Here is a 23,816-nt window from a genome sequence, read left to right on the forward strand (position 1 = left end):
AGAAGGCTCCGCCTTGCCGTCCCGGCATGAGAAGAGAGCCTCGCTCAGGGAGAGACATCATGGACAAACCCAGTCGCCGCACGGTGCTGGCCGGGGCTGCGAGCGTCGCGGCGCTTGCAAGCACGCGGGCCTCCGCGCAGGACGCTCCGGCAGCCCTCAACATCATCGACGTCGCCGGCAATCTGCAGCTGACCCAGACCGCCATCGAAAAATTCGCCCGAGACAATCCGAAGCTGATCTCGCGGGTGAATTTCTCGCGCGCGCCCTCTCCGGAGCTGCCGGCGAAACTGAAGGCGCAGCAGCAGGCCAACCGCGTTGATATCGATCTCGTGCTGACCGGCCCCGGCGCGATGTCGGATGGCATCCAGCAAGGCCTCTGGGTCGATGTCTGGAAGGCCCACGCCAAGGACCTGCCGAAGCAGGAGGACGTCTACCACGAGCAGGCGCTGATGATGCAGCGCAATTTCGGCCAGAACGAAGGTGTCGCGGTGGTGTATTCGCCCTCCGGCCCGCTGTTCGAATACGCGCCCGAACGCCTCAAGACCGTGCCGAAGACCGCAGAGGAACTGCTTGCCTATGTGAAGCAGAACCCGAAGCGCTTCACCTATGCGCGGCCTGCCAATTCCGGCCCCGGCTGGACCTGGCTCCAGGGCCTGCCCTACATCCTGGGCGATGCCGACCCCTCGGACCCGATCAAGGGCTGGGACAAGAGCTGGGCCTATCTCAAGGAACTCGGCACCGGCATCGACTATTATCCCGGCGGCACCGCTGCGACCATGAAGGAACTCGGTGAAGGCACCCGCGACGTCATCGTCTCGACGCTGGGCTGGGACATCAATCCCCGCGTGCTCGGCATTGTCCCTAAGGAAGCGAAGGTCTTCACCCTCGCCAACACGCACTGGATTCCCGACACCCAGTTCATGTGCATTCCGAGGGGTGTCCCTGCGGCGAAGATGCCGGCGCTCGTGGCCTTGATGGCCTATATGCTGAAACCCGAGGCCCAGGCCGTGACCTTCGACAAGGGCTATTTCTACCCTGGCCCGGCGGTGAAGGGCGTGACGCTCGCCATGGCGCCGCAGGAGAGCCGCGACGTCCTCGCCGAGTATGGCCGGCCCGAATACGACAAGCTGATCGAAAGCCTGCCGACGAAGCCCCCGCTCACGCCCGAACGTCTCGTCGCGGCCTTCCGCCGCTGGGATCAGGAAGTCGGCGTCGGCCACGGCGCGCCGCAATAAAGGGTGCGGGCAGAGATGCGTTTTGCCGCCATCGACCTCGACCACCGCCATATCTACCACATGGTCGGCGGTCTCTTGGAAGCCGGCGCGACCTGCGTCGGCTTCGATCCCGCGACCAGCGACGAGCGCGTGCTCGCCGGCTTCCGCGAGCGTTTTCGGGGCTTGCCGGAGATTGATGCCGATCGGCTGATCGACGACGGCTCCGTCGACCTGATCGTCTGCGCCGCTGTCCCCTACGACCGGGCCGCGATCGCGATCCGGGCGATGCGGGCCGGCAAGGATGTGATGGTCGATAAACCCGGCGTGACCAGTTTCGACCAGCTTGCCGCTGTCGAGCAGGCCGTCGCCGAGACCGGCCGCATCTTCTCGATCTGCTTTTCGGAGCGCTTCATCGTACCGGCCACGATTGTAGCCGGCAAACTGATCACCGATGGTGCGATCGGCCGCGTCGTCCAGACGCTCGGCGTCGGGCCGCACCGGCTCAACCCGACGATCCGACCGGGCTGGTTCTTCGACAAGCGCACCTATGGCGGCATCCTGACGGACATCGCCTCGCACCAGATCGACCAGTTCCTGCATTTCACCGGTTCGGAGGATGCCGAGATCGTTGCGTCCGGAGTCGGGCATTTCGGCGGGCCGGAGGTTCCTGATTTCGAGGATTTCGGCGAGGTCCTGCTGCGCAGCGACAAGGCCGGCGGCTATATCCGGGTCGACTGGTTTACCGCCGACGGGCTGTCGACCTGGGGCGACGGCCGCCTCACCATCCTGGGGACGGACGGCACGATCGAACTGCGAAAATATGTCGACATCGCCGGCCGGGCCGGCACCGACCATGTCTTTCTGGTCGACAAATCCGGCACCCGCCATATCAATGCGGCGCGCGAACCGCTGACCTATTTTCGCGATCTGATCGCGGATATCGGCGCCCGCAGCGAAACCACGGCGACGCAGCGCCATGTCTTCACCGTCTGCCGGCTGGCGCTTGAAGCGCAGGCCAAGGCGGCATGGCTGCCAATGCGGCCTTTAACCGGGATCGAGGAGCGATGATGACGCGCAAAATCGGCATAGCGATTGTGGGCCTCGGGCCGGCCTCTCTGCCGCATTCGAAAAGCCTGCTCGATCTCGCCGAGCGCGCGCAGGTCCGCTGGGCCGTCAGCCGCACCGCCGAGCGGGCCGAAGCTTACGCCCGGCAATTCCCTTTCCCGACGACGACCGACCTCGACGCGGCCTTGGCGGATCCGACGGTCGAGGCCGTCATCGTTCTGACGCCGCCGAGCAACCATCTCGAAATGTCCGCGCGCTGCCTTGAAGCCGGCAAACATGTTCTGGTCGAGAAGCCACTGGAGCTGACCAGCGCACGCGGCCAGCACCTCGTCGATGCCGCCCGCCGCAGCGGCCGGATCTTCGGTGTCACCTTGCAGCATCGCTTCCGTCCCGCGAGCCTGCGCCTCAAGAAAGCGCTCGACTCCGGTGAGCTCGGGACGGTCGAGGCGGCGTTTCTGAATGTGCCGTGGTGGCGGCCCCAGAGCTATTACGACGAGGCGGGTCGCGGCACGCTCGGCCGCGACGGCGGCGGCGTGCTGCTGACCCAGGCGATCCACTCGCTCGACCTGTTCAGGTCTCTGGTCGGTGTCACCCGGGTCGTGGCCGCCCAGGCCCGCACCACCGCGCTCCACCGCATGGAGACGGAGGACTACGTCTCCGCGCTGCTGGAAACCTCGAACGGCGCGCCAGCGACGCTGATCACAACCACGGCCGCCTACCCCGGATATCCCGAGCGCATCGAGATCACCGGCACCAAGGGTTACGCCTCCCTGATCGGCGGCCGCTTGCGCCTCGCCTTCCTCGACGGGCGTGACGAAATCGTCGAGGCCGAGGGCTCGACCGGCAGCGGCGCCAACATCATGGACTTTCCGCATGATGCGCACCGGGCCGTCATCGCCGACTTCCTCGACGCCATCGAGACCGGGCGCGACCCCGTGGTGACCGGCGAGGGGGCCCTGGCCTCGCAACGCCTCGTCGACGACATCCTCGAAACCGCGCGAAGGGACGTTTAAGCGGGCGACCGTTTGAGCCGGCGAGACCGTCAGCCCTGGACGAATTGCATCCGATACAGCCGAGCATAGGCGCCGTCCCGCGCCAGCAGATCGTCATGGCTGCCGGTCTCGACGATCCTGCCCTCGTCCATCACCACGATCTGGTCGGCTTCTCGAATGGTCGAGAGCCGGTGTGCGATCACCAGAGTGGTGCGCCCTTTCATCAGCCGCGCCAACGCCTGCTGCACCAGCCGTTCCGACTCCGTGTCGAGCGCGCTCGTCGCCTCGTCGAGGAGCAGGATGGGCGCGTCCTTGAGTATCGCGCGGGCGATGGCGATGCGCTGGCGCTCGCCGCCGGACAGCCTGTGGCCACGCTCGCCGACCGAAGCCTCGTAGCCGCCCGGCATCGCCATGATGAAGTCATGCGCGGCAGCCGCCTTCGCCGCCGCCGCGATGTCGGCATCGGACGCGCCCGGGCGCCCGAACGCGATATTGGCGCGCACCGTATCGTCGAACAGCACGACATCCTGGCTGACCACGCCGATCTGCCGGCGCAGGCTGGTGATCGTCACGTCGCGCAAATCCTGCCCGTCGATCTCGATGCGCCCCTCGGTCGGATCGTAAAGCCGCGGCACCAGCGCCAGCAGCGTCGATTTGCCCGAGCCCGAGCGTCCGACCAGCGCCGTCGTCCGGCCGCCCTGCGCGACGAGGTCGATGCCTTCCAGCGCGCGTTGATCCTCGCGATAGCGGAAGCGCAGATGCCGGAAGGCGACCTCGCCGGTCGTCACCGTCAATGGCTTGGCATCAGGCCGCTGTATCACCTGCGGCTTCTCGTCCAGCAGCGCGTAATAGCGCTTCAGCGAGGCCCCGGCCTCCTGCACGATGGCGTTGAGGTTTCCCAGCGAGCGCATCGGCTGGGCCGCCAGCAGCAGCGCCGAGACATAGCCGGTGAAATCGCCAACCGTCGAAGAGCCCGAGGTGATGCGCACGCCGATCGCGGCCAGCACGCCCGCCACCGCCATGCCGCCGCCGACCTCGAGCAGGGGATCGAGCCGCCCGCGCGCATTGGCGGACTTCATCTTGAGCGCGCGGATGGTCTCGAAGGCATCGGCCGCGCGGCGCTTCAGATAGGGCTCGAGCCCGTCCGTCTTGGCGACGCGCGCGCCTTGCAGGCTTTCGGTGACGAGGTTCGCCATGATCCCCGTCTGCTCCTGCTGCGAACTGGCCATGCGCCGTAGCTTCCGGCCGATGCGTCCGATCGGATGGGCGACCACAGGCGCGATCAGCAGGACCACCAGCGTCATCTGCCAGTCGATCCACAGCAGCGCGCCGACCAGCGCGATCGCGGTCACAACATCGCGGATCGCGATGTTGACGATGCGGGTCAGCGCCTCCTTCACGAAGGTGAAGTCCGTGGTGAAGCGCTGCGTCAGCGAGGCCGGATTTTCGGTCTGAAGCTGAGCCAGATCGGCGTCGATCAGATGGCCGTAAAGCTCGGTCTGCATGTCGGCCTCGATGCGGCTGACCACGCTGTTGGTCGTCACCGTCTGCGCCAGCAGCGAAAACCCCTTGATGGCCGTGACGATGACGACGACGGTCGCGACCGCGTTGATGACGCCGATATCGTAGTTGATCGATTTGGAGACCAGCCGCTCCATGCGCCGGACAAAGCCGGTCGACTCGGCCGTCAGCGGGTCGGCGAAGGCATCGAACGCCGCCTTGATCAGCAGCGGATAGAAGCTCGTCGTCGCCGCGATGACGACGACCAGCGCCAGGATCATCGCCATTTGCGGCGTGTACCGGCTGACCTGCTCGCGCCAGACACGGGCAAAGAGCGCGAGGGTGTCGTCGGTGACGCGGCCGATCTTCATGGGCCGCCGCCTACCATGCCGGACGCATAAGCGCTACCGAAGCCAAGCGCTATCCAGGCCAAGTGCTACCAAGGCATGGCGCCGCGCGGTTTGGGGTCTTGCTCCCGACACGAAGCTGTCATCCCATAGGCGCTATCGATTCAGGAGATTGCATGCCTTCGACCCCTCCGGCGCAGCCGGGCCAAAGCTTCGCCGAAATCGACACGCCCGCGCTGGTGCTCGATCTCGACGCCTTCGAGCGCAATCTCGTCGCCATGGCCGCTTTCGCCGAAGCCCACGGCATCCGGCTGCGTCCCCATGCGAAGACCCATAAGAGCCCCGAGATCGCGCTGCGCCAGATCGCCCATGGCGCCATCGGCCAATGCTGCCAGAAGGTCTCGGAAGCTGAAATTTTGGTGGCGGGCGGCGTCGGCGACGTTCTGGTCACCAACGAGATCGCCAGCCCGGCCAAGCTTGACCGGCTCGCCATCCTGGCCCGCACCGCCCGGATCGGGCTCTGCGTCGATCATCCGGACGGCGTGCGAGAGGCGGCCGAGGCCGCGGCGCGGCATGACGTGGTGCTGGACATCATGGTCGAGATCGATGTCGGCGGGCGCCGCTGCGGCGTCGCGCCGGGCGAGGGAGCGGTGCGCATCGCCGAGGCCGTGACGCGCTCCAATACGCTGCGCTTTGCCGGCTTGCAGGCTTATCACGGCTCGGCGCAGCACATGCGCTCCATCGACGAGCGAGGCGAGGCGATCGAGCGCGCCGGCCTTGCCGCCCGCAACACTGTCGAGCGGCTGTCGCAGGCCGGGATCGAATGCCCGATCGTCAGTGGCGCCGGCACCGGTACCTTCGAGCTCGAAACGCAGTCCGGCATCTGGAACGAGCTGCAATGCGGCTCCTATATCTTCATGGATGCCGATTATGCCCGCAACCGCCAGGCGGACGGCTCGCCCTTCCGCAGCTTCGAACATGCGCTGTTCATCCTCGCGCAGGTGATGAGCAAGCCCGTGCCCGACCGCGCGATCATCGATGCCGGCCACAAGGCCGCCTCCGTCGATTCAGGCATGCCGATCCCCTTCCAGCGTGAAGGCGCGATCTACACCAAGCCCTCCGACGAGCACGGCGTGCTGACGGGGGACCCGATCGCGCTGCCGCATCGTGGCGACCGCCTGCTGCTGATCCCCGGACATTGCGACCCGACCGTCAACCTGCACGACTGGTATGTCTGCGTGCGCGGCCTGCACGGGCCGGATGCGCATGTCGAGGCGGTCTGGCCTGTCGCGGCGCGGGGTGCATTGACCTGAGCCGCGCGGCTTTCAGGCAACCAGCCTGCCTCCCGTCATTGCGAGGAGCGTAGCGACGAAGCAATCCAGGGGGACGTAAGTTTGGCCCGTCTGGATGGCGTCGCTGACGCTCGGAATGATGGTGCGGTCAGGGCCGCCAGCCGGCCTCGGTCGCCGGTGCGTTTTCCTGCTCTTCTGCCCGCCGAGCCTGTTCCACAACCGCAAACAGCGCGCCGAGGGCACGTTCGACGCCTTCGCCCGAAGCCGAGGAAAGGACGATCGGCATCTGCTTGGCGGCTCGCTTCAGCCGCGCGACCTGCTCCTTGAGCATCTCCGGCGTCAGCGCATCGACCTTGGACAGCGCCACGATCTCGGGCTTGTCTTCCAGCCCCTCGCCATAGGCCGAAAGCTCTTCGCGGATGATCTTGTAGGCCTTGCCGGCGTGCTCGCTGGTGCCTTCGACGAGGTGCAGCAGCACGCGGCAGCGCTCGATATGGCCGAGGAAGCGGTCGCCGAGCCCATGGCCCTCATGAGCGCCCTCGATCAGGCCGGGAATATCGGCCAGCACCATTTCCTGGTCGTGCACGCGCACGACGCCCAGGCCGGGATGCAGCGTGGTGAAGGGGTAATCGGCGATCTTGGGCTTGGCCGCCGTCACCGTCGCCAGGAAGGTCGACTTGCCCGCATTGGGCAGGCCGACGAGACCGGCATCCGCGATCAGCTTCAGCCGCAGCCAGACCCAGCGCTCCTCGCCGGGCAGGCCGGGATTGGCGTGTTTCGGCGCCTGGTTGCTCGAGGTCTTGAAATAGGCGTTGCCGAAGCCGCCATTGCCGCCCTTGCACAGAACAAAGCGCTGGCCAGGCTCGGTCAGGTCGGCGATCGGCGTCTCGCCGTCCTCCTCAAGGATTTCGGTGCCCGGCGGCACCTTCAGGACCACCACCGGCGAATTGGCGCCGTGGCGATCCTTGCCCATGCCGTGCTCGCCGGTCCGGGCCTTGAAATGCTGCTGATAGCGATAGTCGATCAGCGTGTTCAGCCCCTGGACGCACTCGACGACGACATCGCCACCACGCCCGCCATCGCCACCATTGGGCCCGCCGAACTCGATGAATTTTTCGCGACGAAACGAGACGCAGCCAGCGCCGCCATCTCCCGCTCTCACATAAATCTTGGCTTGGTCGAGGAATTTCATGGCGTTCTAGTAGGGCTCGCAGACGGGAAGGGCAATGCGCTGCGATCAGGCCGCATGTTTCAGGCCGCTCATTTCGTCGCGCAACGCATCGGCGAAGCGCCGCGCCGCCAGATCCGGCCCCGGCGCCGTGATCAGCCCGATTGCCAGCTCGAACAGGGGCGGCAGGCCCTCGGCAGGCCCGAGCCGGCGCAATGAGGGCGGCACGGCGCTCTCGGTGATCGCCGTCACGCAGAAGCCGGCCTCCACCGCAGACAGCACGCCTGAGGTGTGCGAGCAGGAGAACACCAGCCGGTAGGCCTTGCCGGCGGTGTTGAGCGCCGCGAGGATGCGCGGCCGCGCCCGACAACCTTCCGCGAAAAGCGCCAGCGGCAGCACATCCTGCAATTCGGGGCGATGGCCCTTGGCGGCAACCCAGATCAGCGGCTCGCGCCGCAGCACCTCGCCCATCGGCCGGTTGGGATCCTGCGTCACCACGCCGAGATCGAGCTCTCCGGCCAGCAACGCCGGCTCGATGCGTTTGGAGAGATCGCAGCGCACCTCCAGCTCGACCTTGGGATGTTCGGCCGCGAACCGCGCGATCAGCGGCCGCAGATAGGCGTCCATGTAGTCGTCGGGAATGCCGAGCCGCAGCCGCCCCATCGGCACCTCGCCATCGAGATCAGCCAGCGCCTCGCGCTCGACCGCGAGCAGGCGCCGCGCATGGGCGATGAGCCGTTCGCCGGCATCGGTGGGGGTCACCCCGCGCCGGGAGCGCTCCAGCAGCTTGTGGCCGAGCTGATTTTCCAGGTCCTGGATGCGTACCGAGATCGCCGATTGCGTGCGGCCGAGCCTGGCGCTCGCAGCGGTGAACCCGCCGGTTTCGGCGACGGCGACGAGCATCGCCAGCGCCGCGAGATCGAAATGTCCGTTCAAGGCGTGCCTCCCCGGGGCGCTCCCCGTCGATCGATTTTAAGAATGGTTAAATCAGTATAATCCGTTTTTCCGATGGTAGGAAGACGGGTAGTTTTGTCCAAACGAAACCGCGCCCCTGTCGCGCAACAGCAAGACCCCAGCCATGTCCGCCACCATCCTGCCGGCGCGCACCGCCAGCCCCGCGCTTGCGATGTTCCTGACCTTGCTCGCGGGAGCGACCTTCATCGGGTTTTCCGGGGTGTTCGTCCGCTTGGCCGATGTCGGCCCTGCCGCCGCGGGCTTCTGGCGCATGATCTTCGCGCTTCCTGTTCTCGCCGCCTGGACGGCCTTGGAGCAGCGCCGGCCTTTGAGAGCCAAGCCGCGCGGAAACGCCTTCGGCGCCATCGCGCTCGCCGGTCTGACTTTCGGCGTGGACGTCATCCTCTATAACGCGTCGCTCGCTCACACGACGCTGGCGAACGCCTCGCTGCTCGGCAACCTCGCCCCCGTCGGCGTCGTCCTCGGCGGCTGGCTGCTCCTCGGCGACAAGCCGTCCCGCCGCATCCTGGGCGCGCTCATGCTGGCTGTTGCCGGTGCCGTCCTGCTGGTCCTGCCAAAATTCATGGGTTCGTCGGCGCGAGGCAGCCTGTTCGGCGACGGCCTCGCCTTCGGCGCGGCGATGTCCTACGCGGTCTATATCCTCGCGGTCGGACGCGCCCGCGCCAATGCCGATGCCGGCCGCGTCAGCCTGATCTCCAGCCTGATCTGCGCCGCATTCTGCCTCGTCGCTGCCATCGGAATGGGCGAGCAGATCCTGCCCGGCAGCGCCCAGGGCTGGCTCGCGGTGATCGCGCTCGGCCTCGTCTCCCATGCGCTGGGCCAGGGCCTGATCACGCTTTCGCTTGGCAGCTACGGCGCGGGCGCAGCCTCGCTCGTCATGGTCTGGCCGGCGCTGGTCAGCGTGCTCGCCGCCTGGGCGATCTTCGGCGAGCAGCCAACGCCCGTGCAGGCCTTCGGCGGCATCGCGATCTTGGCGGCGGTGCTGCTGGTGCGGAAGGGCTAAGACGGCGGGCGGCAATCCGCCGGAACTTATCCCTGGCCGCTGAAACCGCATGAGACTGGGCTCCCCGCAGGAGCCCGCTATGCCGCATCACCTTTCGCCCTCCCCTTACGCGTTGCGGGCCCTGCGCCTGCGGGTTCTTCGCGTTCGCGACCAGATCGACCTGATCCGGCGCGACCGCCTGCACAGCAAATACAACCCGGACCAGCCCCGCGTTCCGGCGGGCAACCGATGGCGGGCGATGGGGCGGCGGTGGCGGCGAGCGCGATTTCTTGAAAGCCTCGTCCCAAAGAAGTGCCATACGGCTACCCGAAATCGGTACGCGTCGATGCCTATGAATATCGACCCGACGGCACGCTCTGCGTCTATGATTTGAAGACAGGTCGCAGCGGTTTGGGTGATCGTCGGGCCGATATATTGGCCAATGCGACCAGGCTAGGTTTCGAACCGATCCGCAGAATCATTGTGACTGAGGTCAGGCCCGGACGATGACGACCAAGAAGCAGATCAAGGCGTTGTTCGACCGGTTGCCCCCTCGCTACGACGATCTCACCGTCAAAGATCACCCGGTCTTCAAGGTTCCTTACCTCGTGCTTAAGCCGGCGCGACATGTCTTGCGCTCAATCTCGATCGACCGCACATCACGTGCGGATTGCCCGCAGTTTTTCTGGCATGTCGGACATTGCTTCAACCCTACCGGCTCACTGGGGGGCCTTGCCGCCGAGCAGTTTTGGCCGCCCCGCGGCAAGCCGAGCCGGTGGTCCGAAGTTGGATTCATGGAAACAGCGATCGAAGAGATAGAGACCAATATCTTGCCGATGCTGCGTCGCGTGCAGACCATCGAAGACATGTTTCGGATCGAGGGAGTTCCGCGTTCCGCCGAATATGATGGCTGGCTGAATCACCACGAGCCCTACCGCATTCATGTGCTCGCCGCATTGGGGCGCTTTCAGGAGGCCACCTCGATCTACGAGCAGATCAAGGACTGGCACTTGACGATGAGGAACTGGTGGCAGCCGCGCTTCGAGCGGGCCAGCCAGTTGGGCGCTTTGGTCGCTGCTGAAGACCGGCCCGCCGTCATCGCGCTTCTCCACCAGTGGGAAGACGAGTTTATCACCCGTAACGGGCTCGAAGACATCTACGAACGCACGTCCTTCCCGATCGAGCAGGCCTGACCCTCGCCGCACCACAGCATCGGCCGTCAGACGACCTCATCAACCGAACAGATCATCCTGCCGGCGCATGCCGGCAACCGAAGCCGGCTCGTTCATCCCATCGAGAAAAACTTGCGCCTCCGCGCGGATCGCCTCGACACGCGCCGCCGGCATCTTGTCCAGCGTCCGGTAGGGCATCGCCATGCGCGGCAGGCGTCCAAGCGTCTCGCGGTTGCGGGCCAGGAAATCCCAATAGAGCAGGTTGAACGGGCAGGCACCCGGCCCGAGCTTGATGGCAGGGCTGTAAGAGCAGCTGCCGCAGTAATTCGACATCCGGTCGATATAGGCACCCGACGCCGCATAGGGCTTGGAGGCCAGCATGCCGCCATCGGCGAAGGCGATCATGCCGTGCACATTCGGCAGTTCGACCCAATCGAAGGCATCGGCATAGACGATCAGATACCATTCCTCGATCTCGGCCGGGCGGATGCCGGCCAGCAGCGCGAAATTGCCGGTGATCATCAGGCGCTGGATATGGTGGGCATAGGCGTGGCGCCGCGTATCCTCGATGGTCCGGGCCAGACAGTTCATGGCGGTCTCGCCCGACCAGTAGAACCAGGGCAGCGAGCGCTTAGCCTTCAGCGCATTCGTCTGCGCGTAAGCCGGCATTTCCAGCCAGTAGACACCCCGGACATATTCGCGCCACCCCAAAATCTGCCGGATGAAGCCCTCGACGGCGTTCAGCGGCGCCTCGCCGCGACGGAAGGCACCTTCGGCAGCAAGGCAGACCTCGCGCGGCAGCAGCAGACCGACGTTCAGGTAAGGCGACAGCAGCGAATGGAAGAGAAACGGGTCGTCTTCCGACATCGCATCCTGGAAATCGCCGAACCGGGGCAGCGCTTCCTTGATGAACCAGCCGAGCGCCTCGAGCGCATCCGCCCGCGTCACGGCCCAACCCAAACCGTCGAGATCGCCGAAATGATCGGCGAAGCGCTCCGTCACCATTGCGATCACCTCGTGCGTGACCGCATCCGGCTCGAAGCGGGATCGTGGCGGCGCCATCACCGCCTTCGGCAGCGGCTTGCGGTTCTCCGCGTCGAAGTTCCACCGCCCGCCGACGGGCCCGTCCTCATCCATCAGCAGGCCGGTGCGACGCCGCATCTCGCGGTAGAAGAACTCCATCCGATAACTTTTGCGGTCGCCGGCCCAGCCGCGGAACTCGGCGCGTGAGCAGAAGAAGCGATCGTCGTCGCGGATCTCGACGGGAACGCCGGTCGCCTCGGACCAGCCATCCATCATCCGGCGCACCCGCCATTCGCCGGGCTCGGTCACGACGATCCGGTCCGGACGATGCCGCTGGACCGCGCGGGCCAGCTCACCGCCGAAGCTGCCGCTGTTGTCGGGGTCGGTCAGCGCGACATAATCGACCGTGACGCCCTCCTCCCTCAGCTCCGCAGCGAAATGGCGCATGGCCGAGAGGATGAAGGCGATTTTCTGCTTGTGATGACGGACATAGGTGGTTTCCTCGGCCACCTCGACCATGACAACGACATCGCCCGGCGACAGTACGTCGAGCGAGGCGATATCGCGGCTGAGCTGGTCCCCCAGGATCAGGACAAGGCGCTTCACGGCACAGCGCGTCGGTCAAGCCGTGCCTGGTCGCGACAACGGTCGGAGCAGGTCGCGATCGTCTCCCAGACCCGCTCCCATTTCTTGCGCCAGGCGAAGGGCCGGTTGCAGACGACGCAGATCTTCGTGGGCAAATCCGCCTTGCTTCGCATTTTCGGCATGAGCGGACACCATCGCGGCTGGTTTTCGTCGATGTGATCCTACGCCGATCACCGGCGCGCGGATCATCGGAGGCCGGGCCTTAAGGCCACGGCTTCCGATCGCTCATTCCGCCGCAAGCCGAGGGGCCGGCCTGTTGCGACCCATGGCCTCCGCCGTGGCTTCGCCCGGCGTGGCATGGTCCGCGTCGTGGAGCGGCTGCCACTGGCTCTCATCCTCGGGGCTGCTGAAGAAGCGGCCGAAGAGCCGGCCCGTCAGCTTCGAGAGATCGTCCATCACCGAATAGAACGACGGCACGAAGACCAGCGAAAGCACGGTCGAGACCAGAAGTCCGCCGATCACCGCGATCGCCATCGGCGCGCGGAACTCGCCGCCATCGCCGACGCCATAGGCGGAAGGCGCCATGCCCGCAGCCATCGCGATGGTCGTCATCAGGATCGGGCGCGCGCGCTTGCGGCCGGCCTCGATCACCGCCGTCATCCGGTCCTTGCCGCGCGCGACCTCCTCGACCGCAAAATCGACCAGCATGATCGCGTTCTTGGTGACGATGCCCATCAGCATCAGCAGGCCGATATAGACCGGCATCGAGACGGCATTGCCGGTCGCCAGCAGCGCGATCACCACGCCGCCGAACGACAGCGGCAGCGACAGCAGAATAGTGATCGGCTGGAAGACCGAGCCGAACAGCAGGATCAGTACGGCGAGGACCAGCATCAGGCCGGTTGTCATCGCCTGAATGAAGCCCTGCACCACCTCGCCCTGGATCTCGGCATCACCCGTCGTCGCGATCCAGACGCCGTTGGGCAGCCCGACCTGCTTGACGATCCGCTCGAAAGTATCCTGCGCGGTGCCGAGCTCGAAGCCACGCCGTAGATCGGCGCCGATCTGGGCACGTCGCACCCGGTCATAGCGGTCAATCGAGCTCGGCCCGTCGCCGAAGCCGATCGTCGCCACCGCCGTCAGCGGGATCGAGACCCCGCTCGTATTGGTAACGCGCAACGCCGCGATGTTGCGGATGTCGGTGCGTGCGGCTTCGTCGAGCTGCACGCGGATCGGCACCTGCCGGTCGCCGGCCGTGAACTTGGCGAGATTGGCGCCGACATCGCCCAGCGTCGCGACGCGCACCGCCTCCGAGATCGCCTCCGGCGTGACACCRAGGCTGGCGGCCTCCTCCAGCTTCGGTGTGATCCGCAGCTCCGGCCGGTTGAGCGAGCCGGCCGTCGCGACGTTGAGATAGCCGGTGACCTTGCGCATCTGCGTCTCGATCCGCGCCACCGCCTCGTCGAGCGCATCGCCGTCCTTGGAGAGGATCGAGAACGCCATCTCGCGCTCGCCGCGCTCGTTGACGTACCAGGCGCGCACATCCGGCACGCTGGCGAGCTTCTCCGCGATGGTAACCTTGAGCTCCTTCTGGCGGATCGAACGCTCGGCCTTGGGCTTCAGCAGCACGAAGACCGCCGCGCGGCGCACCTCGCGCTGGCCGGTCGGCGATGCCCCGCCGAGCACGAAGACGTCGCGCACCTCGGGAATCGTCTTCAGCGCGTCGACGAGCTTGTCGCTGGTGACACGGGTGTCTTCCAGCGTCGCGCCCGGCGGCAGCTCGACCGAGGCCACCACGCGCGAGGTGTCCTCGTCCGGGATGAAGCCCGTGGGCAGGAGCTGCGTCGCCTGGATCGAGCCGAACAGGAACAGGAAGCCGACGATCAGCGTCGCATAGGCCGTATTGAACGGCATTGTCCGCCATGTCCCCGAGCCGTCGCGGCGCGGAAAGAACGGATTGCGCCGCTTCTTCAGCGTCGCGTTCAGCAAGCTGACATAGGCGCCCATGATGCGCCCGTCCCTCGGGTCGGCATGCGCGACCGGACGCATCAGATAGGCCGCCATCATCGGCGTGATCAGCCGCGCGACCAGCAGCGAGAACAGCACGGCGACCGCGACCGTCAGGCCGAACTGCCGGAAATACTGCCCGGCCACGCCGCCCATGAACGACACCGGCGCGAAGATCGCGACGATGGTCAGCGTGATCGCGATCACCGCGAGCCCGATCTCGTCGGCGGCTTCCATCGCGGCGCGATAGGGCGATTTGCCCATCTTCATATGCCGCATGATGTTCTCGATCTCGACGATCGCGTCATCGACGAGAATGCCGGTCACCAGCGTGATGCCGAGCAGGCTGACGAGGTTGAGCGAGAAGCCCATCAGCTGCATCGCCCAGAAGGTCGGGATCGCCGACAGCGGCAGCGCGATCGCGGTGATCAGCGTCGCGCGCCAGTTCCGCAGGAACAGGAAGACCACGATGACGGCGAGCGCCGCGCCTTCCAGCAGCGTCTCCATCGCGGCTTTGTAGTTGCCGGCGGTGTAGGCGACCGCGTCGTCGATCGGCGCGATGCGGATGTCCGGATAGCGCTTGTTGAGATCGGCGATGCGCTGGGACACCACATCCTTGACCGAAAGCTCGCTCGAGCCCTTCGAGCGAAACACCGCGAAGGACACGACCGGGCTCTTGTTCAGCCGACCGAAGGCGCGCGGCTCGGAGTTCGAATCCTCGACGCGGCCGAGTTCCTTCAAGCGGACCTCGCGCCCGCCCGACAGGGTGATCTTGGTTTCGGCGAGATCGGCGACGGTTTTGGCACCGGCGAGCGTGCGGATCGCCTGCTCCTGGCCGCCGACCTCGCCGCGCCCGCCCGCGAGATCGACATTGGTCGAGCGCACCTGCCGGTTGACCTCGCCCGCCGTGATCCCGAGCGCCAGCAGCCGGTCGGGATCGAGCGAGATGCGGATTTCGCGATCGACACCGCCATAGCGTTCAACGCGACCGACGCCCTTCAGCCCCTGCAATTCGCGCGAAACGACATCGTCGACATGCCAGGAAAGCTGCTCCAGCGTCAGGCCCGGCGAGGCCGCGCCATAGGTCAGGATCGACTGCCCCTCGACATCGATGCGCTGGACCACCGGTTCGTCGATGGTGCGCGGCAGATCGGCGCGGATCTTGGCGATGGCGTCCTTGACGTCGTTGACGGCCCGGTCGGTGTTCGTCTCCAGCCGGAACTCGATGATGGTCTGCGATTGGCCGTCCGTGAGGGTCGAGCGCAGATGCTTGACGCCGGGAATATTGGCGACCGCATCCTCGACGCGCTTGGAGACCTGCGTTTCCAGCTCGGCCGGCGCCGCGCCCGATTGCGTGACCGTGATCGAGACCAGCGGCACGTCGATATTGGGGAAGCGCGTCACCGGCAGCTGCGAAAACGAGATCAGCCCGAGCACGCAGAGCACGACGAAGAGCAGGATCGCCGGAATCGGCTGCCGGATCGACCATGCGGAGAAGTTGATCTTCATGCCGGCACCCGTCAGTTCGTCGCAACCGGCGTGACGACATCGCCGTCGCGCACGAAGGTGCCGGCGCGGGCCACAACCGTCTCGCCCTCGGCAAGGCCCGATGCGATCTCGACGCGCCCCCCGCCCATCAGCCCCAGCACCACCTTGCGCGTCTCGACCTTACCGTCCTTCACCACCTGAGCCGTCGAAGCGCCGCGAATATAGGTGATGGCCGAAAGCGGCAGCGTCACCGCGGATTTCCGCCCGGTCTCGATCACGCCCTTGGCGAAACTGCCCAGCGCAACCGGCGGATTGCCGTCCAGCGCGACACGCACGCGGCCGAGCCGCGAGGCCTTGTCGACCTCCGGGGCGATCAGGCGGATCGTACCCGCCAGCGCCTCTTTCGCACCCGCAGGAGTCACCGCGACCTTCTGGCCAATCTTCAGGCCCGGCAGTTCGACCTCCGCGACATCGGCCTGCAGCTCGACGGCGCCATCCGCGATGATGCGGAAGAGCGGTTCGTTCGATGCCATCGCGGCCGTCGCGCCCAGCCGCGCCATGCGTCGGCTGACGAGACCGGCAGCGGGTGCCCTGATCTCGGTGCGGGCAAGCTTGACCTCGATGTCGCGTCCCTGCGCCTTGGCCAGTGCGAGATCGGCCGTCGCGATGGCTAGCGCCTGGCGGGCCGAGCTGGCGCGGGCCTGGCCCGAGCGAGCGGCGGCGGCGCGTTGGTCGAAGGTCTCGGCACTGGCATTGCCATTGTCACGCAAGGTCTTGGTGCGGTCGAAGGCGTTGTTGGCCTGTACCAGATTGGCGTCGGCCTCGGCGATCTGGGCGTTGGCCTGCGCGATCGAGGCCTCCGCCCGCGCGACCTGCGCATCGTTCTGACCTTTCTGGACATCGAGCGTGACACGGTTGAGCCGCGCCAGCACTTGACCCTTCGCCACCCGGTCACCCTCCTCGGTGAGAATCTCGATGATCGACAGCCCGTCGACCTCAGGCACCACCATGACCTCGTCGCGCGCCACCATCGAGCCGGCGACCACGACACTCTGGACGATCTCGGTCGTCTTCGCCTGAGTCACGGTAACGGAAGGCCCGGCGGACTGCTTGGGGGCGGCGGGCTCCTGCGCGCGGGCGGGCATCGCGGATGGCACCGCGATCGCCGCCAGCAGCGCCAGACCGGCCAGGCCATGGGAAAGGGTAAAGCGCAGCGTCATCGAGGTTCGCTCCTTCACGGACATCGTCGGAGTCCGGCGCGGCAGAAAAGCGGATGTCATGACTGGCTCTCCGGCTCCGGCAGAAGGGTCGTCTGTGCCAGCGCACGCATGCAGGCGAACAGGGTTTCGGCGGCGACTGCCGTATCGAACGAAGGATCGACCGCGCGACGGCAGAGGAAGCCATCGGCCAGCATGCTGATCGCCAGCAGGAAGCGCCGCTCGTCCAGCAGCGCCGGCAATTCGCCATTCCGCTTCGCTTCGCTGATGGCGGCCCAGAGGCCCTCCATCACGGTGCCGTCAATGCTGGCGCACATCTGGGCCATGCCTGGGTTGCGGGAGGCCTCCGCCCAGATCTGAAGGGCGATAACCGCCTTCTCGCGGGGATTCTCAACCAGATGCCTGCGACCGAGCGCCTCGAGCTGGTCGAGCAGCGGGCCCTTGCGCGGGCACAAATCCGCGAAGTCGAGGGCGATCTGGCTGCGGTCGCGTTCGGCGAGGCCCGCCACGATGGCGTCCTTCGCCGAGAAGTATCGGTAGAGATTGCCGGGGCTCATCCCCGCTTCCGCCGCGACGTCCTGCATCGTCGCGGCATGAAAGCCGGCGCGCGCGAAGACCMGCTCGGCCGCATCCAGGATGCGGATATGCCGTTCGGAAAGTCCGTGATCGGCGGATGCGGCAGCGGGCGAAGACATCGGCACGGCTCGACGAATGAGAATGAACGTTCATTCTCATTGCCTGAGCAAGCCCGAGACGTCAAGCCGCGTCTCGCCGCCAGCCCCTTTGCCTGCAAAACAGGCATGGATGTCGTGCGCCGCAAGCGGCGCCCCGGCGCAAGATTTGCTTGCCTGAAAATGCAGCTGAACCCATTCTAATCCGCGCCGGGCGCTTTTCCGTGCTCGATCGATCCGGCGCTGGCGAAACCTGAAATCGCTGATGAACGAACACGCCTTTCCATATCCTCGCGCGCCTTCGAGATGCTTGCCGCCGCCGTCGCGCTCCGCTCCGGCCAAACCGGTTCTGATCGTGCTGCATCAGGAGCACTCGACACCCGGCCGCGTCGGCCGGTTGCTGCAGGCTCGGGGCCACGCCCTCGACATCCGCAAGCCGCGCTTCGGCGACCCGCTGCCGCAGACGATGCGCGACCACGCCGGCGCCGTGATCTTCGGCGGTCCGATGGGCGCCAACGACCCCGACGATTTCATCAAGGGCGAGATCGACTGGATCGCCACCTGCCTGAAGGAGGATGCACCCTTCCTCGGCATCTGCCTGGGCGCCCAGATGCTGGCCAAGCAGATGGGCGCGCGCGTCTATACCCATGGCGAAGGGCGTGCCGAGGTCGGCTACTACCCCCTCGACATCACCGAAACCGGGCGGAACGCCGCGTCGGAGGCGGGTTTCGTTTGGCCGCACCACGTCTACCAATGGCATCGTGACGGCTTCGACTGCCCCAGCGGGGCCGCGTGCCTGGCCGTGGGCGGCGACTTCCCCGTGCAGGCCATCCGGACCGGGTCAAAGGCCTACGGCATCCAGTTTCACCCGGAAGTGACGCCGGCGATGATGTATCGCTGGTCGGTGCGCGGCTACGAACGCACGCTGATGCCGGGCGCCCAGCTCGGCCATACCCATATCCCCGGCTGGTTCCAGCATGATCCGGCCATCCGGCTCTGGCTCGACGCCTTTCTGGACCATTGGCTGAAGGAGCCGGCGGAAGCCGGAGCGGCAACCGCGTGACGCGTTCAGTTCTCGTTATCGGCGCCGGCATGGTCGGCGTCTCATGCGCGCTCGCGCTCCAGAAGCGAGGCCTCACGGTCACGCTGATCGACCGCAAGGAGCCAGGCCGGGAAACCTCCTATGGCAATGCCGGCGTGCTCGCGACCTCCTCGTTCGTTCCGCTGAACAATCCCTCGCTCTACGCCAGGATCGCCAGCTATCTCGGCAACCGCCACCCGGCGCTGAACCTGAGCTGGCGCCGCACCTTGACCCGGCCGGGCTGGCTGCTGCGCTTCCTCTGGGAGGCGCGCCCCTCGCAGGCCGGAACTCGGATCGAGGCCTTGCAGGCGCTGACGGCAGGTACAGTCGAGCGCCATCGCGCCTTGATGGCAGAGGCCGGCGTCTCGCATCGCCTGCGCGAAACCGGGACACTAAAGCTCTGGCGCACCGAGGCCGGTCATGAAGCGGCGCGGGCCGAGCATGAGTTTCTCAAGCGGCACGGCATCGGGTCGCAGATTCTCGACAGACAGGGCATTTCCGGCGTCGAGCCGGGCCTGAATCCGATCTTCCCGGCCGGCCTGCTCATTCCCGCCGTCGGTTCGGTCGATTCTCCCGGCGCCGTCACGGCCGCCTATGCCGCGCTTTTCGCCAAGCGTGGCGGGCGCATCGAGCAGGCGGTCGTCACCGGGCTCATCCGCCAGGGCGGGGGATGGCGCGCCAACACCGCGACGGGCAGCTTCGGGGCTGATCTCGCTGTCGTGGCGCTCGGACCCTGGAGCGGCGACCTGCTGAAGCCGCTCGGTCTCGACCCCTGGCTCGATGTCGAGCGCGGCTATCACCGCCATCTCAAACCCAACGCGGGGGCGAGCCTTTCGCGACCGGTCTACGATGTCGACGGAGCTTATTATATGGCCCCGATGGAGCAGGGCTTTCGCATCACCAGCGGGGTGGACCTCTCCGACCGCGACGCGCCAGACGAGCACCGCCAGATCGATGCGGCCACCGCATCGGCGCGCGAGGCCTTCCCGCTCGGCGAGGTCGTCGGTGAGACATGGCGCGGCGCGCGGCCGACCCTGCCGGATTCCTTGCCGATGATCGGCGAGGCGCCACGCCATCCCGGCCTTTGGCTGGCATTCGGCAGCCAGCATATCGGCTTTTCGACCGGGCCGATCACCGGCGAAATCATCGCCGCGATGGTCTGCGGAGAAAAGCCGCCAATAGACCCGACACCGTTCCGGCCGGGGCGTTATATCCGTTGAGCGGCGGCAGGGCGTTATGGTCGGGCTTGACCCGACCATCTCGGAAACCAGTGCTGTCTCGTCATGAGATTCTCGGGTCAAGCCCGAGAATGACGCGCTGCTGAGCTGGGCGCGAACGCGCTGTCGTGAGTCGGCTGGCGTGGCGGCCGAGAACCGGAGCGGAGCGGACTTCAGTCCGTGAGCACCGGAAGCGCAGGCCGTCGCGTTAGACGGCCACGCCAGTAGCTTTCGCGCCGGCTCAGACCTGGCGGGCGACCATCATCTTCTTGACTTCCGCGATCGCCTTGGCCGGGTTCAGGCCCTTCGGGCAGGCGTTCGCGCAGTTCATGATGGTGTGGCAGCGATACAGCCGGAAGGGGTCTTCCAGATTGTCGAGGCGTTCACCGGTCGATTCGTCCCGGGAATCGATCAGCCAGCGATAGGCCTGCAGCAGCGCGGCGGGGCCGAGATAGCGGTCGCCATTCCACCAATAGCTCGGGCAGGAGGTCGAGCAGCAGGCGCAGAGAATGCACTCATAGAGACCGTCGAGCTTCTCGCGATCATCCTTGGCCTGGCGCCACTCATGCTCCGGTGCCGGCGTGGTCGTCTGGAGCCAAGGCTCGATCGACGCGTGCTGTGCGTAGAACCGTGTCAGATCCGGAACCAGATCCTTGACGATCGGCATATGCGGCAGCGGATAGATCGCGACCCGGCCGGCGCTCTTCCCGGTGGTACCGCTGCACTCGTCGATGCCGGTCGTGCAGGCCAGCCCGTTCTTGCCGTCCATGTTCATGGCGCAAGAGCCGCAGATGCCCTCACGGCAGGAGCGACGGAAGGTCAGCGTGGGGTCGACTTTGTTCTTGATCCAGATCAGCGCGTCGAGAACCATCGGCCCGCAATCGTCGCGATCGACGTAATAGGTGTCGGTGCGCGGATTGGCGCCATCGTCCGGATTCCAGCGATAGACCTTGAATTCGGTGACATTCTTGGCGCTGGCCGGCTTCGGCCAGGCCTTGCCTTCAGTCAGGCGGGAGTTCTTCGGAAGGTTGAATTCAGCCATCGGATTTCCTCAGTACACCCGCGCCTTGGGCTTGATGTACTCGATGTCGTTCGAGAGCGTGTAGGTATGGACCGGACGGTCGTCGAGCGAGACGGTGCGCTTCTCGTCGTCGATCCAGGCGAGCGTGTGCTTCATCCAGTCCTTGTCGTCGCGGTTCGGATAATCCTCGCGGGCATGGGCGCCGCGGCTTTCCGGCCGGTTCAACGCGGAGTCCATGGTGACGACGGCCTGAGTAATCAGGTTGTCGAACTCCAGCGTCTCGATCAGATCCGAGTTCCAGATCAGCGAGCGATCCTTCGTTCCGACATCGCTGAGGCCGCCCCAGACCTCGTGGATCAGTTTGTGGCCTTCTTCAAGCGTGTCGCCTTCGCGATAGACGGCGCAGTTGTTCTGCATCGTCCGCTGCATCCGGTCGCGCAGCGCCGCTGTCGGCGTGCCGCCCGAGGCATTGCGGTACTTGTCGAGGCGGGTCAGCGCGAGGTCAGACGAGCCCTTAGGCAGTTCCGGCTGCTTTTCGCCCGCCGTGACCGTGTCGGCGCAACGCAGGCCGGCTGCACGCCCGAACACCACAAGGTCGATCAGCGAGTTCGAACCCAGACGGTTGGCGCCGTGCACCGAGACGCAGGCGGCTTCGCCGATCGCCATCAGGCCCGGCACCACGGTATCCGGATCGCCGCCGACCTTGGTCAGGACCTCGCCGTGGAAGTTCGTCGGAATGCCGCCCATGTTGTAATGCACCGTCGGCAGAACCGGGATCGGCTCGCGCGTCACGTCGACGCCGGCGAAGATCTTGGCGCTCTCCGAGATGCCGGGCAGGCGCTCGTGCAGGATCTTCGGGTCGAGATGGTCGAGATGCAGGTAGATGTGGTCCTTGTCCTTGCCGACGCCGCGGCCGGCCCGGATCTCCATCGTCATCGAGCGTGAGACGACGTCGCGCGAGGCCAGGTCCTTGGCCGAGGGCGCATAGCGCTCCATGAAGCGCTCGCCCTCGGAATTGGTGAGGTAGCCGCCCTCGCCGCGTGCGCCTTCCGTAATCAGGCAGCCGGAGCCGTAGATGCCGGTAGGGTGGAACTGCACGAACTCCATGTCCTGCATCGGTAGGCCGGCGCGCAGCACCATGCCGCCGCCGTCACCGGTGCAGGTATGGGCCGAAGTCGCCGAGAAATAGGCCCGACCATAACCGCCGGTCGCCAGGATCGTCTGCTGGGCGCGGAAACGGTGCAGCGTGCCGTCATCGAGCTTCAGCGCGATCACGCCCCGGCAATGGCCGTCCTCGTCCATGATCAGGTCGATGGCGAAATATTCGATGAAGAACTCGGTGTTGTGGCGCAGCGCCTGCCCGTAGAGCGTGTGCAGCATGGCGTGGCCGGTACGGTCGGCCGCCGCGCAGGTGCGCTGGGCCGGCGGGCCTTCGCCGAATTCGGTGGTCATGCCGCCGAAGGGGCGCTGGTAGATCTTGCCGTCCTCGGTGCGCGAGAACGGCACGCCCCAATGCTCGAGCTCGTAGACGGCAGCCGGCGCATTACGCACCAGATACTCGATCGCGTCCTGATCGCCGAGCCAGTCAGACCCCTTGACGGTGTCGTACATGTGCCACTGCCAGGTGTCCTTGCCCATATTGCCGAGCGAGGCGGCGACGCCGCCTTGCGCCGCCACCGTATGCGAACGCGTCGGAAACACCTTGCTGATGCACGCGGTGCGCAGGCCGGCTTGCGAGCAGCCCACGGTGGCGCGAAGCCCAGCGCCACCTGCGCCGACGACGACGACATCGAAAGTGTGGTCGGTGATCGGATAGGCCGTGCCGGCATAGGCCTGGACCGGGCGGGACTTGGTGATCGCCATCGGATCAGCCTCCAAATGACAGCTTCAGCACCGCATAGACGCTGGCAGCGCCGACGACGATGGCGAAGAATGTGTTGCCCATCACAGCGAGGATCTTGGCGCCCTCATGATGGACATAGTCCTCGATGATGACCTGCATGCCGATCCGCATATGAATGCAGGCCGAGACGATGAAGAGCAGCATCAGGATGGCGACGAGCGGGTTGGACAGAAGCTTGACGGCCGACGGATAGGGCCGGCCGACCAGCGCGATGACGATGCCGACGAAGATGATCGTCAGGACGAGATTGGCGACGGCGGTGACCCGCTGCAGCCAGAAATGGCCTGTGCCGGATTTGGCCGAACCGAGACCGCGAACACGGCCGAGCGGGGTGCGCATCGAGGAGTTGGAGAGCATGGCGGTTTCCTCAGCGCAGCACGAGCGCGACGACCCAGATCAGGATCGTCAGGCTGATGGAGCCCACCAGCGAGAACTTGGCGAGGTTCATCCGCGTCTGCGGATCATAGCCGTTGCCGGTGTCCCAGATGAAATGGCGCACACCGCCGAGCATGTGGTGGATCAACGAGAAGCTGTAGAGGAACATCACCAGGCGGCCGAGGATCGACCCCGCGAACCACTGGGCCGTCTCGAAGGCGTGCGGGCCCGACGCGGCCGCGACAAGCCAGGCGGCGATCAGCACGGTGCCGAGATAGAGACCCGTCCCGGTGACGCGATGGGCGACGGACATCGCCATCGTCCAGGACCAGCGGTAGATCTGCAGATGGGGGGACAGCGGGCGAGCCGCGGGCTTGACCTCGGCCAAGATCATTCTCCGATCGACGCCGCCGGCATACGGGGCGCATTTGGGATCATTCTAGAGTGATCTGCTGTCTACCGAAACCCCGACAGTGCTGCAATGCGACAGAAGCGACGCTGGTGACGGATTTCATTTTATG

The 23,816-nt window shown here is 66.2% G+C and carries 20 protein-coding genes; 8 read left to right on the plus strand and 12 right to left on the minus strand.

Translation table 11 applies throughout. The features are described from left to right. Positions 1 to 59: 59 nt before the first annotated feature. Genes AC1DR6_RS21310 through AC1DR6_RS21320 form a run of 3 tightly spaced genes read left to right on the plus strand, consistent with a single transcriptional unit; the run spans position 60 to position 3,292 of the window. The gene (locus tag AC1DR6_RS21310; protein ID WP_476831276.1) at positions 60 to 1,235 is read left to right on the plus strand and encodes an extracellular solute-binding protein; all 1,176 of its coding nucleotides are present in this window, start codon (positions 60 to 62) and stop codon (positions 1,233 to 1,235) included. 15 nt (positions 1,236 to 1,250) lie between these two features. Further along, positions 1,251 to 2,282 (plus strand): Gfo/Idh/MocA family protein, encoded by a 1,032-nt coding sequence (locus AC1DR6_RS21315; RefSeq protein WP_476831277.1) that lies wholly within the window; start codon positions 1,251 to 1,253, stop codon positions 2,280 to 2,282. Further along, positions 2,282 to 3,292 (plus strand): Gfo/Idh/MocA family protein, encoded by a 1,011-nt coding sequence (locus AC1DR6_RS21320; RefSeq protein ID WP_476831278.1) that lies wholly within the window; start codon positions 2,282 to 2,284, stop codon positions 3,290 to 3,292. The genes AC1DR6_RS21315 and AC1DR6_RS21320 overlap by 1 nt, the downstream gene beginning before the upstream one ends. A gap of 29 nt (positions 3,293 to 3,321) precedes the next feature. Here the strand turns inward: AC1DR6_RS21320 and AC1DR6_RS21325 are convergent, their stop codons facing one another. After that, positions 3,322 to 5,142, minus strand: coding sequence for an ABC transporter ATP-binding protein (locus AC1DR6_RS21325; protein WP_476831279.1), 1,821 nt, complete (start codon positions 5,140 to 5,142; stop codon positions 3,322 to 3,324). A gap of 152 nt (positions 5,143 to 5,294) precedes the next feature. Between AC1DR6_RS21325 and AC1DR6_RS21330 the strand changes: the two genes are divergently transcribed. Continuing rightward, on the plus strand, positions 5,295 to 6,431 hold the full coding sequence (locus AC1DR6_RS21330) for a DSD1 family PLP-dependent enzyme (RefSeq protein ID WP_476831280.1): 1,137 nt from the start codon (positions 5,295 to 5,297) through the stop codon (positions 6,429 to 6,431). 127 nt (positions 6,432 to 6,558) lie between these two features. On the opposite strand, the gene obgE is transcribed toward AC1DR6_RS21330, so the two are convergent. After that, a complete protein-coding gene (gene obgE / locus AC1DR6_RS21335) occupies positions 6,559 to 7,602 on the minus strand; it encodes a GTPase ObgE (protein WP_476831281.1) in 1,044 nt (347 codons plus the stop codon). 45 nt (positions 7,603 to 7,647) lie between these two features. Continuing rightward, complete coding sequence (locus AC1DR6_RS21340) at positions 7,648 to 8,514, minus strand: LysR family transcriptional regulator (RefSeq protein ID WP_476831282.1); 867 nt, start codon at positions 8,512 to 8,514, stop codon at positions 7,648 to 7,650. 142 nt (positions 8,515 to 8,656) lie between these two features. Between AC1DR6_RS21340 and AC1DR6_RS21345 the strand changes: the two genes are divergently transcribed. Both AC1DR6_RS21345 and AC1DR6_RS21350 read left to right on the plus strand, forming a co-directional pair. Next, positions 8,657 to 9,556, plus strand: a complete 900-nt coding sequence (locus tag AC1DR6_RS21345; RefSeq protein ID WP_476831283.1) for a DMT family transporter — start codon at positions 8,657 to 8,659, stop codon at positions 9,554 to 9,556. 485 nt (positions 9,557 to 10,041) lie between these two features. Next, positions 10,042 to 10,728 carry a hypothetical protein gene (locus AC1DR6_RS21350; RefSeq protein ID WP_476831284.1) on the plus strand — a complete coding sequence of 229 codons (687 nt, stop codon included), beginning with the start codon at positions 10,042 to 10,044 and terminating at the stop codon, positions 10,726 to 10,728. Positions 10,729 to 10,767: 39 nt separating this feature from the next. Here the strand turns inward: AC1DR6_RS21350 and AC1DR6_RS21355 are convergent, their stop codons facing one another. The 5 genes from AC1DR6_RS21355 to AC1DR6_RS21375 all read right to left on the minus strand — a co-directional run bounded on the left by AC1DR6_RS21355 (position 10,768) and on the right by AC1DR6_RS21375 (position 17,722). After that, positions 10,768 to 12,336 carry a cryptochrome/photolyase family protein gene (locus AC1DR6_RS21355; RefSeq protein ID WP_476831285.1) on the minus strand — a complete coding sequence of 523 codons (1,569 nt, stop codon included), beginning with the start codon at positions 12,334 to 12,336 and terminating at the stop codon, positions 10,768 to 10,770. After that, on the minus strand, positions 12,333 to 12,497 hold the full coding sequence (locus tag AC1DR6_RS21360) for a DUF2256 domain-containing protein (RefSeq protein WP_476831286.1): 165 nt from the start codon (positions 12,495 to 12,497) through the stop codon (positions 12,333 to 12,335). Before AC1DR6_RS21360 ends, AC1DR6_RS21355 begins: the two co-directional genes overlap by 4 nt. A gap of 103 nt (positions 12,498 to 12,600) precedes the next feature. Next, on the minus strand, positions 12,601 to 15,831 hold the full coding sequence (locus AC1DR6_RS21365; RefSeq protein WP_476831287.1) for an efflux RND transporter permease subunit: 3,231 nt from the start codon (positions 15,829 to 15,831) through the stop codon (positions 12,601 to 12,603). An 11-nt stretch (positions 15,832 to 15,842) separates the two neighbouring features. Beyond that, the gene (locus AC1DR6_RS21370; RefSeq protein WP_476831288.1) at positions 15,843 to 17,090 is read right to left on the minus strand and encodes an efflux RND transporter periplasmic adaptor subunit; all 1,248 of its coding nucleotides are present in this window, start codon (positions 17,088 to 17,090) and stop codon (positions 15,843 to 15,845) included. Then, positions 17,087 to 17,722 carry a TetR/AcrR family transcriptional regulator gene (locus AC1DR6_RS21375; protein ID WP_476831289.1) on the minus strand — a complete coding sequence of 212 codons (636 nt, stop codon included), beginning with the start codon at positions 17,720 to 17,722 and terminating at the stop codon, positions 17,087 to 17,089. Before AC1DR6_RS21375 ends, AC1DR6_RS21370 begins: the two co-directional genes overlap by 4 nt. 241 nt (positions 17,723 to 17,963) lie before the next feature. Here AC1DR6_RS21375 and AC1DR6_RS21380 point away from each other — a divergent pair, with 241 nt between their 5' ends. Next, on the plus strand, positions 17,964 to 18,761 hold the full coding sequence (locus tag AC1DR6_RS21380; protein WP_476831290.1) for a glutamine amidotransferase: 798 nt from the start codon (positions 17,964 to 17,966) through the stop codon (positions 18,759 to 18,761). Then, positions 18,758 to 19,999 (plus strand): NAD(P)/FAD-dependent oxidoreductase, encoded by a 1,242-nt coding sequence (locus AC1DR6_RS21385; protein ID WP_476831291.1) that lies wholly within the window; start codon positions 18,758 to 18,760, stop codon positions 19,997 to 19,999. The genes AC1DR6_RS21380 and AC1DR6_RS21385 overlap by 4 nt, the downstream gene beginning before the upstream one ends. A gap of 238 nt (positions 20,000 to 20,237) precedes the next feature. Here the strand turns inward: AC1DR6_RS21385 and AC1DR6_RS21390 are convergent, their stop codons facing one another. The 4 genes from AC1DR6_RS21390 to sdhC are packed head-to-tail and all read right to left on the minus strand — an operon-like array spanning position 20,238 to position 23,689. Continuing rightward, positions 20,238 to 21,038: a succinate dehydrogenase iron-sulfur subunit gene (locus AC1DR6_RS21390; protein ID WP_476831292.1), complete on the minus strand. Its 801-nt coding sequence runs from the start codon at positions 21,036 to 21,038 to the stop codon at positions 20,238 to 20,240. A gap of 9 nt (positions 21,039 to 21,047) precedes the next feature. Beyond that, positions 21,048 to 22,880 (minus strand): succinate dehydrogenase flavoprotein subunit, encoded by a 1,833-nt coding sequence (gene sdhA / locus AC1DR6_RS21395; protein ID WP_476831293.1) that lies wholly within the window; start codon positions 22,878 to 22,880, stop codon positions 21,048 to 21,050. Positions 22,881 to 22,884: 4 nt separating this feature from the next. Beyond that, a complete protein-coding gene (gene sdhD, locus AC1DR6_RS21400) occupies positions 22,885 to 23,277 on the minus strand; it encodes a succinate dehydrogenase, hydrophobic membrane anchor protein (RefSeq protein WP_476831294.1) in 393 nt (130 codons plus the stop codon). 10 nt (positions 23,278 to 23,287) lie between these two features. Next, positions 23,288 to 23,689 (minus strand): succinate dehydrogenase, cytochrome b556 subunit, encoded by a 402-nt coding sequence (gene sdhC, locus AC1DR6_RS21405; protein WP_476831295.1) that lies wholly within the window; start codon positions 23,687 to 23,689, stop codon positions 23,288 to 23,290. Positions 23,690 to 23,816 lie beyond the last annotated feature (127 nt).

It is taken from the genome of Allobosea sp. P5_A5 (assembly GCF_056400625.1).